Here is an 11455-nt window from a genome sequence, read left to right as displayed (position 1 = left end):
CGACCTCCCTGATCTGAAATCCGAACAAAACGATGCGTGCACCGGCGCGCGCCTGCCGCCGGTGCGCACCGCCCGGGGGCAATCACTCGGCGGTGATGCCGAAATCCCTGATGACCTTGCCCAGCCGCTCGTAGTCGGAGGCGTTGACCTTCTCCAGCACGCCGGGCGCGCCGCCCACCGGCACCGCGCCGAAGGTGGCCATCTTCTCGGCGATGTCCGGCATCTTCACGATCTCATTGAGCTGATCGTTGAGCTGCCGGACGATGTCCGCCGGCGTGCCCCTGGGCGCCATCACGCCATGCCATGCGCCCACCACCACGTCCTTGTAGCCGAGCTCGGCAAGCGTCGGCACGTTCGGCAGCAGCGCAGAGCGCTTCGGATCGGTCACGGCCAGCGCGACCAGCTTGCCGGTGTTGATGTATTGCGCCACCGGGCCCAGCGTGACGTAGGCAAAGTTGACGTGCCCCGCCACCACGTCGTTGACCGCCGGCGCCACGCCGCGGTACGGCACGTGCTGGATCCTCACCCCGGCGGCGTGGTTGACCCACTCGCCCGCGATATGCATGGGCGAGCCGGCGCCGGGGCTCGCGTAGGTCAGCGGCTTGCCGGCCCTGGCCGCGGCCACCATCTCCTGCACGGTCTTGATGCCGGCGCCCGGATACGCCACCAGCAGCACGGTCTGCGTACCGGTCTGGATGACCGGGGTAAAGCCGTGCAGCGCGTCGTAGCTGGATGCGGGCGGCAGCTTCAGCACCATCGGCGCGGTGGTGAACGGGTTGGGCGTGAACAGCAGCGTATAGCCGTCGGCCGGCGCGCGCGCGACCATGGCGTTGCCCACCACGCCGCCCGCGCCCGGCTTGTTCTCCACGATGACCGGCTGCTTGAGTCGCACCGACAGCTTCTCGGCATACATCCGCGCCATGGAATCGGTATCACCGCCTGGTGGATAGGCCACCACGATCGTGACCGGCTTGACGGGATAGGCGGCCTGCGCGAGCGGGCCGCCCCCCAGGGCGACAAAGGGCAGCGCAGCGATGGCCGCGGCAAGGATGTGACGTCGGGCAGGTTTCATCTATGGCTCCTGTGGGGGCGCTCCAGGTCCGCGTCGAGTGGCCGCGGGGAGACAGGTTGGGGTCGGCGGACGATGGGAACGCCTTCGCTTTTGCGTTTTATTGGTGAAACATAGATTTACATCAGGAACATACACAACATCGTAGAATACGTTTGTTGATGACTCAACTTACGCTAAACCCCAATTGACACACGCGCGTTTACTTATGTTTATTTCGTCGCGAAATCGACCGCGAAGACGTGGCGCAAGCGCGTCATGAGACAATCAGCCTCCACATCACATGCCGCCATGCGGCACATCCCGAACGACATGGATCCCATCAAGCGCGAAGCCGGCCACGCGGAGGACGCCGCCGCGCGTGCCCGCACTGATTGCCCGTGGGCCGAGCTGGACGAGAACGGCAGCGGCCTGGTCGTCGACGACTTCCTGACCACCATGCTGAGCCAGCTGGTCAACGCCCTGCGGCGCACCGTAACCCTGCCCTACGCGGAAAAATTCGAATTGAGCGTGCCGGAATGGCGCGTGCTGGCGCTGCTGGCGCATGCGCGGCCGCTGCCGTTTGCCGAGCTCGTGCTGCAGTCCACCTCGGACAAGGCGCTGGTCAGCCGCACGTTGCGGCTGCTGGAAGGCCGCGGGCTGGTGCAACTGGATTCGGAGGGCAATACGCCGCGCAAGAAGCTGATCTGCAGCATCACGCCGGCGGGGCTGGCATTGCACGAGCAGGTGATGCCGCTGGCCAGGAAGAGCCAGGCGGAGGTGATACGGCTGCTGGAGCCGGGAGAACGCCGGGCGATGTACCAGGCGCTGAGAAAGCTGCACGGGCTGTGCGTGACGCCGCGCCAGGCAGGCGGCGACGGCAGCGGCGGCGAAGGCGAATAGCGCGGGCGCACAGGGCGCCCGCCGGGCCGCCGGAGCCGGGGCCGCCCCCCGGCCTCAGGCCTCCAGTTGCTCCAGCACCTTGCCCTTGGTCTCGATGCCGAGGAAGTGAATGGTCAGCGCCGCCGCGAACGGGACCAGYGCCAGCGCGTAGAAGGCGCTGCTAAGGTCGCCGGTGCCGATGGTGTTGGCGATCAGCGTGGGCGCGAAGATCGCGGCCAGCTTCAGCCACGCGCCGCCCAGGCCGCAGCCCATGGCGCGCACGCTGGTGGGATACAGCTCCGGCGTGTACACGTAGGCGGTGATGAAGCCGCTGGCCAGGAAGCCGAGCGACAGCGCGCATAGCGTGGCCACCACGTACACCGACTCGGCGTGGAACACACCCGCCAGCGCCAGCGACAACGCGCATAGCACGAACGACACATTGATCACCGGCTTGCGGCCAACCTTGTCGACCACCATCGCGCATACCAGCGAGCCGACCACGCCAAGCACCGATGCGCCCGCCGCCAGGTTCAGCGCCAGCTGCAGCGGCGCGTGATAGACCGTCTTGTAGATGGTCGGCAGCCATGTCGACAGGCCGTACTGGATAAAGCCGCAGGTGGCCCACAGCATCCACACCGCCAGCGTGCGGCCGATATAGGCCTTGCCCAGCAGGTCGCGCACGCCGCGGCGCGGGTGCTTGTGCGTCAGCGCGTCATAGGCGGCCACATCGCCCAGCGGCGGCAGCGGCCCGCGGGCCCGGGCCTCGAAGGCGGCCAGCGCCTGGTCGGCTTCGGCCAGGCGGCCCTTCTCCGCCAGCCAGCGCGGCGACTCCGGGATCGCGCGGCGCAGGATGAAGAACAGGACGATGGGCGCGCCGCCGATGAAATACATCACGGTCCAGCCGAAGCGCGGCACCAGCCAGGCGCCGGCCACGTTGGAGATCAGYAGGCCGATCGGGAACACCACTTCGTAGAGCAGCACGAAGCGCCCGCGGCCGTGCGCGCGCGTGACCTCGTTGATATAGGTGGCGGCCACCGGCAGCTCGCCACCCAGGCCAAGGCCCTGCACGATGCGCAGCAAGGCGAAGATCTCGAACGACGGCGCGAAGCCGCAGGCGATGCTCATCAGCCCGATGATGCCCGCACTCCAGCCGATCGAGCGCAGGCGGCCGAAGCGCTCCGCCAGCGCGGGAAACAGCAGCGCGCCGACCAGCTGCCCCACCGACGGCGCCGCGATCAGGAAGCCGATCTGGCCCGGCGTGAGCGACCATGCGGAGATCAGCAGTGGCAGCGTGGCGGCGATCGCGATCACGTCGAAGCCGTCGAAAAACGTGGCCAGTCCGATCAGCAGCCGCGCGCGGATATGCATGCCGTTGCCGGGCATGCGCTCGATGCGCGCGATGATCTCGCCGTGGGTCGCGGTGCGCGCGCCGCCGTCAGCGGCGACGGTGGTGGCCTGGAATGGGGTGCCCTGTGCGCCGGCATTGGCCGGCGCAGCCTCTTGTCTCTGGATCAACACGGTGTTTCTCTTCAAAAGTGTCCGAGGCAGGCAGCCGCCTCGCGCTGGCGCCGCAGGCGCCGCCGGGCGCGCCGCGTTGCGCGGCGCGCGGGCCATCTTATAAGTCCAGGACCAGGCGCCGGCCCTTGCAGCCGGACACGCACACCATCATGGTCTTGTTCGAATCACGCTCGCCCTTGCTCAGCACGCTGTCGCGATGCTCGGGAATGCCGTCGATCACGCGCGTCTCGCACGAACCGCACACACCTTCCCTGCAGCTGTGCTCGACGGCGATGCCGGCTTCGAGCAATGCATCCAGCAGCGACTTGCCCGCAGGCACCGTCAGCTCGCCGCCGGTGGCGGCCAGCGTCACGGTGTACTCGCCTTCCTGCACCGCCGCCACCGAGGGGTCCGCGGCAAAGCGTTCGATATGCACTTCGGTGTAGCCATGGCCGGCGCAGGCAGCCTCGAACCCATTGAGCATCGCGCCCGGGCCGCAGCAGTAGAAATGCGTGGAGGCCGCCTGTCCGGCCAGCAGCGCAGGCAGGTCCGGCGGGCAGCCGGCCTCGTCGTCGAAGTGCATGCGCACCGCGTCGCCATAGGCAGCCAGCTCATCGGCAAAGGCCGCCTCGGCCCGCGAGCGCGCGCAGTAGTACAGCGTGAAGGGCCGGCCAAGCTGGTGCAGGCGCCGCGCCATGCAGACGATCGGCGTCACGCCGATGCCGCCGGCCACCAGCACGCTGTGCGGCGCGTTCTCTTCGAGGGCGAAGTGGTTGCGCGGCGCCGCCACGGCCAGCGTGGTCCCCACGCGCAACTGCTCGTGCACATAGCGCGAGCCGCCGCGACTGGCGCGGTCGTTGAGCACGCCCACCACGTAGCGGTCGCGCACTTCCGGGGCCCCGCACAGCGAGTAGCTGCGCACCAGGCCATTGCCCAGGTGCAGGTCGATATGCGCACCGGGCGCGAACGCCGGCAGCTCGCGCCCGTCAGGGTCGCGCAACTCCACGCTGACGATGCCGCGCGCCTCGAAGCGCATGGCCTGCACGCGCAGGGTCAGGGATTGGCTGGTACTCATGGCACTTCCTTGTATTGCCCGGTGCGGCTCGCGCCGCACCGTATTGCCTTGCGGGGGCATGTCTCGTCCTGGCTGACTTCGACTTGCCTGTCTTCGTGGTCTTGCCCTGTCGTGGCCGGGGCGATGCTGCTGCTCAGCGCTTCTCGGTCAGGAACTTGCCTTGCGGGCCGCCCGCGTTCTTCTGCCGGCGCGTGTTGCCGTCCAGGCCGCCCTCGACCGCCCACTCGGCGAACATGGTCGGGCCCGGCTCGAAGTCGCGCGGTTCCCAGTGCGCATCGAGCTGGTCTTCGTCGGCGTAGTACTCGATCAGGCCGCCGGCCGGGTTCTTGAAGTACCAGAAGTAGGCCGAGGAAATCGGATGCCGGCCCGGGCCAAGCTGCGTGTCCCAGCCGCTGCGCGACACATGCAGGCCGCCGCCGAATACCTCATGGATATCGCGCACGGTGAAGGCCACGTGGTTCAGCCCGCTCTTGGCCTGCGGCAGCTGCAGCAGGAACAGGTCGTGGTGGCCGCCGTCGGGCGCGCAGCGCAGGAAGGCGCCGCGGCCCGGATAGTGGTCCGACGGCACGAAGCCCAGTTTCTCCGTGTAGAAGCGCTCGGTGGCGGCGACGTCCTTGACGAAGAACACCACGTGGCCCACTTCGATCGGCGTGGCGCGCTCGTAGATCGGGCTGCGCTGGTTCAGGCGCGGCTTGTCGTTCCAGGTGTTCATGGCGGCGCACTCCACTTCGATCTCGCGCTTGCGCGTGAGCTGGAAGCGCACGGCCAGGCCGTTCGGATCGGTGCAGCCCACGCGCTCGCCCTCCACACCGCGCGCGCCGTGTTCGCCGATGGCGACAAAGCCGGGTTCGGCGCGGATGGCGTCGGCAAGCTTGTCGAGTGCCGCCTGCGTATCCACCCCCCACACCACTTCGCGCAGCGTCGGGCCCGCTTCCATTGCCGCCGGCAACGCAGGATCGTCGGTGCGGCGCACCAGCACGCGGCAGCCGTTGAGCGTTTCGAAGTCCAGCCCGGCCGCGTCCTCGCGCACCAGCGTGAGGCCCCAGTCGGCGAAGAAGCGCCGGCAGGCGTCCAGGTCGTCGGCACCGTAGACGATCTCGTCGATGCCCAGAATCGTGTTCATTCCCATCTCCTGCTCTGCTCTCTTTGCTTGCTGCATTGTTCGTGACCTGCGCACCGGCTCAGTTGGCCCACGGCAGCGGCTGCTCGTGCATGCCCCAGTAGACGCTCTTCTGCTCCATGTACTGCAGGATGCCCAGGCGCCCCTTCTCGCGGCCCAGGCCACTGTCGCGCCAGCCGCCGAACGGCGTGGAGATCGAGAACTGCTTGTAGGTATTGATCCACACATTGCCGGCCTGCACCGCGCGCGCGAAGCGCCAGGCGCGCTTGTAGTCGCGCGTCCACACGCCAGCGGCCAGCGCGTACACGCTGTCGTTGGCCTGCGCGATCAGGTCGTCCTCGTCGTCGAAGGCCATCGCCACCAGCACCGGCCCGAAGATTTCTTCCTGGCAGACGCGGGCGCTGTTATCGAGCCCTTCGATGATGGTGGGCGTATAGAAGTAACCGTTCTCGCAGCCCGCCACCGTGGGACGCAAGCCGCCGGTGCGCAACTGGCCGCCTTCGGACACGCCGAGCGCCACATACGATTCGATCGAGTCGCGATGGCGGTCGCTGATCAGCGGCCCCATCTGGGTGCGCTCGTCGGCCGGATCGCCCACGCGCAGGCGCGCCGCACCCTCGGCCAGGCGTTCCATGAAAGCCTCATACAGGGAACGTGCCACGAACAGGCGCGAGCCGGCGATGCAGGATTCGCCCGAGGAACTGAAGATGCCGTACAGCACGCCGTTGACGGCGTGGTCCAGGTCCGCGTCCTCGAACACCATGGTGGGCGACTTGCCGCCCAGCTCCAGCGACACCGGCATCATCTTGTCGGCGGCGATGTGGGCGATATGGCGGCCCGTCGACGTGCCGCCGGTAAAGGACACGCGGCGCACCAGCGGGTGCTTGGTGATGGCGTCGCCGATCACCGAGCCCTTGCCGGGCAGCACGCTGACCAGGCCCTTGGGCACGCCGGCCTCTTCGCAGATGGCGGCGAGTTCCAGCGCCATCAGCGGCGTGATCTCGGCTGGCTTGATCACCACGGCGTTGCCGGCGGCCAGCGCCGGCGCCAGCTTCTGCGCCTCGCTGGCGATGGGCGAGTTCCACGGCGTGATCGCCGCCACCACGCCCATGGCTTCGTGCACGCTCATGGCGAGGAAATCGCCGCGCGCCGGCGTGAGCGTTTCCTCCAGCGTCTCGCACGCGGCGGCGAAGAACTGGAAGGTGCCGGCGGCGCTGGCCACCAGCGCGCGCGTCTCGCTGATGGGCTTGCCGTTGTCCAGGCGCTGGCGCTGCGCGAGCGGCTCGGCGCGCGCGCGGATCAGGTCGGCCACGCGATGCAGCACGGCGGCGCGTTCGTGGGGCTTGCGCTGCGCCCAGCCGCTGGTGAGGAAGGCGCGGTGCGCGCCCTGCACGGCTTCCTCCACGTCGTCCAGGCTGGCCGCGTTCAGTTCGGCGACGACCTCGCCGGTGGCGGGATAGCGCGTGGCGTAGCGTTCGCCGCCGCCCAGGCGCCACTGGCCTGCGATGCAGATGGGGAGAATTGCTTGCTTCATCATGATTGCCTTGCTGGCCTGGTCTGGCCTGTCTGCCTGCTTAAATCGACATGGCGTGCGCGCGGTTGCCCAGCGCGCGCACCACGCTGAACACCGTCAGCGCCGAGGTCTTGGGGTTGGCCGCCAGCGGCTTGCCGCGCATGGTCAGCTCGAAGCCGCCGAAGGCGCCACGCGCCTCCACGTGGTGCACGTTTTCGTCCACGCCCGGATCGGCCAGCAGCTTGACCTGCGTATGGTCCAGTCCGAGCCCGGCCATCGACAGCGTGGCGGCCACGTTGGCGTTCTTGGGGTAGAGCCGCGCGGCCTCGCGCGCGGTGCCTTCGAAGATCACCGTGGCCTCGGTCAGCGCGTCGAGATCGACGAGCGCCTCGGCCGGCGTGTCCTTCCACGCGCCGGGCGGCTTGCGCCCGGTGTAGATCACCGCATCGAGCCCGCCCACGCGGGCCGCCGCCAGTGCATCGATGGCGCCGATCGCGCCGGAGAGCAGCTGCACCTGGGTGCCGCCGCGCCGCGCCGCCGCTTCCAGCCGTTCGGCCAGGCCCGGCTCCGACAGCGCGCCCACCGAGACCACCAGGCAGGCGATGCCGCGCTCCAGCGCCGGCACGATGTGCTCCTCCAGCGCGTGGTGGCCGGCACACTCGACCAGCAGGTCGGGGCGTCCGTCGGCCTGGCTCAGGCAGGTCGCCACGCGGGCGCGTGGCGCCAGCGCGGAGACTGCGTCGCGGGCCTGGTCCATCTGGGCCTCGGGCACCACCACCACGTCGAACACCACGTCCGGATCGCTCTTGAGCAATTCAAGCACACCGCGCCCGATCGCTCCGCATCCCACCATCGACACATGCAGCATGTTGCGTCTCCCTCAGGCCGTCACGGTGCCGCGCTCGGCGGCGCGCGCCTTGTCTGCGTCCGCGTCGGCTTCCTTGTTGACCGGCGGGCCGGCGAACGCGGTCTTGAAGCTGCCGATGGAGAGCATGTCGATCTCCAGCAGGAACGGACCGGGTTCGATGGTCGCGTCTTCCAGCGCACGGCCGACCTCGGCCAGGTTGCTCACGCGGCGGTGGCGCAGCGCAAGCGCCTGCGACAACTGCGCGTAGTCGGGCGTGTGCAGGTCCACATAGTGGCGGCGGCCGCCGTATTGCGCGTCCTGGATGTTCTTGATGACGCCATAGCCCTTGTCGTTCATCAGGACGAAGACCACGTCGGCGCGCTCCTGCACCGCGGTGGCCAGCTCGCCCAGGTTGAGGATGAAGCCACCGTCGCCGGCCAGGCAGAAGGTTTTCTTGCCCGAGGCCGTGACCGCCGCGCCGACCGCCGCGCCGATGCCCATCGCCAGGCCCTGGCCGATGCCGCCGCCCAGCGCATGCACGCCGGCGCGCGGATCGAAGATGCGCAGCTGGCGATTGCCCCAGGTGCTGTTGGACACGGTGACGTCGCGCACCCAGTTGAAGTTCTTGCCCACCGCGCCCTGCAGCGCTTCGACCAGCGCCGCGTACGGGCCCAGGCCGTCGATCAGGCCGCCCATGGCGGTGTCGTGCGCGCGGCGCAGGTCGGCGGCGAAGGCGGGGTCCACCTTGAGCTTGCCTTCGAGCCGGTCGGCCAGGCCTTCGAGGGCCAGCGCGGCGTCGCCGCAGACGAAGTTGTCGGTCTGGTAGCAGCGGCCTTCGGCCGAGGCGTCCGCATCCACGCGGAACAGCGGACGCGGCAGCTTGAGTTCGTACTTCAGCGTTTCATTGCCGCGCAGGCGCGAGCCCACCACCAGCATGGCGTCGCAGCTCTGGTAGAACTGCTCCACCGGCTTGTGCAGGTTGAAGGCGCCCAGCGAGCGGGGATCGTCTTCTGCCACGATGCCGCGGCCTTGCGTGCTGGTCACCACGCCGAAGCCCAGCGCCAGCAGGCGCTTGACCTGCGCGCCGGCGTGGCGCGCGCCGCCGCCGAGCCACAGCAGCGGGCGGCGGGCCCTGGCCAGGCGCTCGGCCAGTTCGTCCAGCGCCTGCGCAGACGGCACGTGGGCCGGCACGGCCAGCGGGCGCAGGTCGGCCGGCATGGGGATCAGCGCGGCCTGGATGTCGATGGGAATCTCGACGCTGACGGGGCCGGTGGGCGCGGTCAGCGCGGTCTGCACGGCCAGCTTGATGGTGCTCAGCGCGGTGTCCGCGCTACGGATGCGGAAGGCGGCCTTGGAGATGGCCTTGAGCATGGTGAGCTGGTCCGGTGCCTCGTGGATGTAGGCCAGGCTCTGGTCCAGGTACGGCGTCTCGATCTGGCCGGTGAGGTGCAGCAGCGGCGTGCCGGCGGTCAGCGCTTCGACCATGGCGCCGGCGGCATTGCCGGCGGCCGTGCCGGTGCTGGTCAGGCAGACGCCGAGGCCGCCGGTGGTGCGGGCACAGGCATCGGCCATATTGGTGCCGCCCGCTTCGCCGCGCGCCGGCACGAAGCGGATCTTGCCACGCTCGCCCATGGCGTCGAGGATGGGCATGTTGTGGATCGAGATCACGCCGAACGCAGCCTTGACGCCGCACTGCTCGAGGAAGGCGGCGATGGCATGGCCGACCGTGACTTGTTGTTGGTCCTGCTGCGGTTGCTGCAGTTGCTGCTGTTGCTGATGTTGTTCGTTACGCATGACGGGAAAGTCCTCCGGAAATATCGATGTGGCTGCCCGTGGTGTACGAAGACAACGGCGAGGCAAGGAACAGGATCGCGCGCGCGGCTTCCTGCGGCAGGCCAAGACGGCCGAGCTGGATATGCTTTTGCTGCGCCAGGCGCGCGGTCCACGCGGCCCAGTCCAGGTGGCGGTCCTCTTCAGGACGCGCCTCGAAACGGCGGCGCCACTGGCCCGACTCGACCAGGCCGAGCAGGATGCCGTTGACGCGGATGCGCCTGGGCGCGAATTCGGTGGCCAGCGAGCGCACCAGGTTGTGCACGCCCGCACGTGCCGCCGAAGTGGCGACCATGTGCGGCTCGGGCTGTACCGCCAGCAGCGAGTTCACGCACACGACGGCGGCGCTGTCGGAGCGTTCGAGCTGCGGCAGGAAGGCGCGCGTGGCATGGATCACCGAGAAGAACTTGAGCTGCAGTTCTTCGAGCCAGGCGGCGTCTTCGGTGTTGGCGAAGGTGGAGACGCGGCCCTGCCCTGCGTTGTTGACCAGCATATCGGCCGCACCGAGCGCGGCCTCGCTGGCAGCGGCGAAGGCCTTGACCTGCTCCGGCTGCAGCACGTCGCAGGCCGCGGCGAACAGGCGCGCCTGCGGGAAGCGCGCGCGCAGCCTGCCTTCGGCTTCGCGCAGGCGCGCTTCATTGCGCCCGCACATCGCCACGGCGGCGCCCGCCTCCAGCAATAATTCCACGGTGGCCAGGCCGATGCCCGAGGACCCACCGGTGACGACGGCAACCTTGCCGCCGAGTTCAATCATGGACATCAGTCTCACTCCCGATACAAGTTGACCACCTTGGCGAGCTCCTGCGGCCGGTAGTCAAGCAGGCGAGACAGCTCGCCCGCGGTGTCTCTGACTTTCTCCACCATCGTGTCCAGCAGCGCCGGGTCGATGCGCGCTGCGGGGATGGTGACGCCGAGCGCGGCTACCACCTTGCTGGTGCGGTCGCGCACCGGCGCGGCGATGGTCGAGATGCTGGCCTCGAAGAACGCTTCCTGCAGCACCACGCCGCGCTCGCGGTCGCGCTGCACCATCTCGAACAGCGCTTCCACGGTGCCAGGCGTGCTGGGCGAAAACGATTCGAGCCGGGGCTCCGGGTACAGCGCGCGCAGCTCCGCCAGCGTGAGGTCTTCGAGCAGCACGCGCCCGAGCACGGTCGCATGCGCCGGCAGCCGCGTGCCGACCGTGACCGAGCTGGAAAACGGCGTGGGCGCCACCGACTTGGCCACGTAGACGATGGAGCGACCGTCGCGCACCACCAGATTGCACGGATAGCGGATATCGTCGCGCAGGCGGTCGAGCACGGGGCGGCCCAGTTCGGTCAGCTCCAGCGAGGCCAGGTACTCGAAGCCCAGGCGCAGCACGGCCATGCCGAGGCGGAACTCGCGCCCGCCTTCGGTGCGCTCCACGAAGCCCATCATCTCCAGCGTGGCGAGCAGGCGGAACACGGTCGAGCGCGGCACCTTGAGACGGCGCGCCAGGTCGGCCGCGGTCAGCGTGYGGTCGCGGCGGCTGAACTCGGCCAGCAGGCGCAGGCCGCGTTCCAGTCCGGGCACGATGTACTTGTCCTGGATGTCTTCCGGCAGGCGTTCTTGGTTCATGAGTGGCTCGTGTCTGCGTGATGCCGGCGCGTGCATGGCTGGTT

10 protein-coding genes are annotated in these 11455 nt (G+C 69.0%); 1 reads left to right on the top strand and 9 read right to left on the bottom strand.

All coding sequences use genetic code 11. The annotated features are described in order from the left end of the window. Nucleotides 1-82 precede the first annotated feature (82 nt). Nucleotides 83-1072 (bottom strand): Bug family tripartite tricarboxylate transporter substrate binding protein, encoded by a 990-nt coding sequence (locus AB4Z48_RS23090; RefSeq protein WP_441618227.1) that lies wholly within the window; start codon nucleotides 1070-1072, stop codon nucleotides 83-85. A 309-nt stretch (nucleotides 1073-1381) separates the two neighbouring features. On the opposite strand from AB4Z48_RS23090, the gene AB4Z48_RS23085 reads away from it, so the two are divergent. Beyond that, nucleotides 1382-1951, top strand: coding sequence for a MarR family winged helix-turn-helix transcriptional regulator (locus AB4Z48_RS23085; protein WP_441618387.1), 570 nt, complete (start codon nucleotides 1382-1384; stop codon nucleotides 1949-1951). Between the two features lie 54 nt (nucleotides 1952-2005). Here AB4Z48_RS23085 and AB4Z48_RS23080 read toward each other — a convergent pair whose 3' ends face one another. The 8 genes from AB4Z48_RS23080 to AB4Z48_RS23045 all read right to left on the bottom strand — a co-directional run bounded on the left by AB4Z48_RS23080 (nucleotide 2006) and on the right by AB4Z48_RS23045 (nucleotide 11411). Next, nucleotides 2006-3316: an MFS transporter gene (locus AB4Z48_RS23080; protein ID WP_441618385.1), complete on the bottom strand. Its 1311-nt coding sequence runs from the start codon at nucleotides 3314-3316 to the stop codon at nucleotides 2006-2008. Between the two features lie 232 nt (nucleotides 3317-3548). Further along, entirely contained in the window at nucleotides 3549-4505 is a 957-nt protein-coding gene (locus AB4Z48_RS23075; protein WP_441618225.1) for a PDR/VanB family oxidoreductase, read from the bottom strand. A gap of 133 nt (nucleotides 4506-4638) precedes the next feature. Beyond that, nucleotides 4639-5628: a VOC family protein gene (locus AB4Z48_RS23070; protein ID WP_441618223.1), complete on the bottom strand. Its 990-nt coding sequence runs from the start codon at nucleotides 5626-5628 to the stop codon at nucleotides 4639-4641. A 58-nt stretch (nucleotides 5629-5686) separates the two neighbouring features. Further along, on the bottom strand, nucleotides 5687-7162 hold the full coding sequence (locus AB4Z48_RS23065) for an aldehyde dehydrogenase (protein WP_441618221.1): 1476 nt from the start codon (nucleotides 7160-7162) through the stop codon (nucleotides 5687-5689). Nucleotides 7163-7199: 37 nt separating this feature from the next. Beyond that, nucleotides 7200-8006: an aspartate dehydrogenase gene (locus tag AB4Z48_RS23060; RefSeq protein ID WP_441618219.1), complete on the bottom strand. Its 807-nt coding sequence runs from the start codon at nucleotides 8004-8006 to the stop codon at nucleotides 7200-7202. 12 nt (nucleotides 8007-8018) lie between these two features. Continuing rightward, the gene (locus tag AB4Z48_RS23055; RefSeq protein ID WP_441618217.1) at nucleotides 8019-9779 is read right to left on the bottom strand and encodes a thiamine pyrophosphate-binding protein; all 1761 of its coding nucleotides are present in this window, start codon (nucleotides 9777-9779) and stop codon (nucleotides 8019-8021) included. Beyond that, the gene (locus tag AB4Z48_RS23050; RefSeq protein WP_441618215.1) at nucleotides 9772-10575 is read right to left on the bottom strand and encodes an SDR family oxidoreductase; all 804 of its coding nucleotides are present in this window, start codon (nucleotides 10573-10575) and stop codon (nucleotides 9772-9774) included. Before AB4Z48_RS23050 ends, AB4Z48_RS23055 begins: the two co-directional genes overlap by 8 nt. 5 nt (nucleotides 10576-10580) lie before the next feature. Next, complete coding sequence (locus AB4Z48_RS23045; protein WP_441618213.1) at nucleotides 10581-11411, bottom strand: IclR family transcriptional regulator; 831 nt, start codon at nucleotides 11409-11411, stop codon at nucleotides 10581-10583. Nucleotides 11412-11455 lie beyond the last annotated feature (44 nt).

This window comes from Cupriavidus sp. 2TAF22, from assembly GCF_052115045.1.
In the GTDB taxonomy this organism is placed as follows: Bacteria; Pseudomonadota; Gammaproteobacteria; order Burkholderiales; family Burkholderiaceae; genus Cupriavidus.
Note: the sequence above shows the minus strand (reverse complement) of the source record. Positions and strands in the feature narration are given on the sequence as shown.

Bases quoted from the DNA above. Each gene is read 5' to 3' on its own strand.
- AB4Z48_RS23085 (WP_441618387.1), top strand. From the start codon at position 1,382: ATGGATCCCATCAAGCGCGAAGCCGGCCACGCGGAGGACGCCGCCGCG.
- AB4Z48_RS23070 (WP_441618223.1), bottom strand. From the start codon at position 5,628: ATGAACACGATTCTGGGCATCGACGAGATCGTCTACGGTGCCGACGAC.
- AB4Z48_RS23065 (WP_441618221.1), bottom strand. From the start codon at position 7,162: ATGATGAAGCAAGCAATTCTCCCCATCTGCATCGCAGGCCAGTGGCGC.
- AB4Z48_RS23050 (WP_441618215.1), bottom strand. From the start codon at position 10,575: ATGTCCATGATTGAACTCGGCGGCAAGGTTGCCGTCGTCACCGGTGGG.
- AB4Z48_RS23090 (WP_441618227.1), bottom strand. From the start codon at position 1,072: ATGAAACCTGCCCGACGTCACATCCTTGCCGCGGCCATCGCTGCGCTG.
- AB4Z48_RS23055 (WP_441618217.1), bottom strand. From the start codon at position 9,779: ATGCGTAACGAACAACATCAGCAACAGCAGCAACTGCAGCAACCGCAG.
- AB4Z48_RS23060 (WP_441618219.1), bottom strand. From the start codon at position 8,006: ATGCTGCATGTGTCGATGGTGGGATGCGGAGCGATCGGGCGCGGTGTG.
- AB4Z48_RS23075 (WP_441618225.1), bottom strand. From the start codon at position 4,505: ATGAGTACCAGCCAATCCCTGACCCTGCGCGTGCAGGCCATGCGCTTC.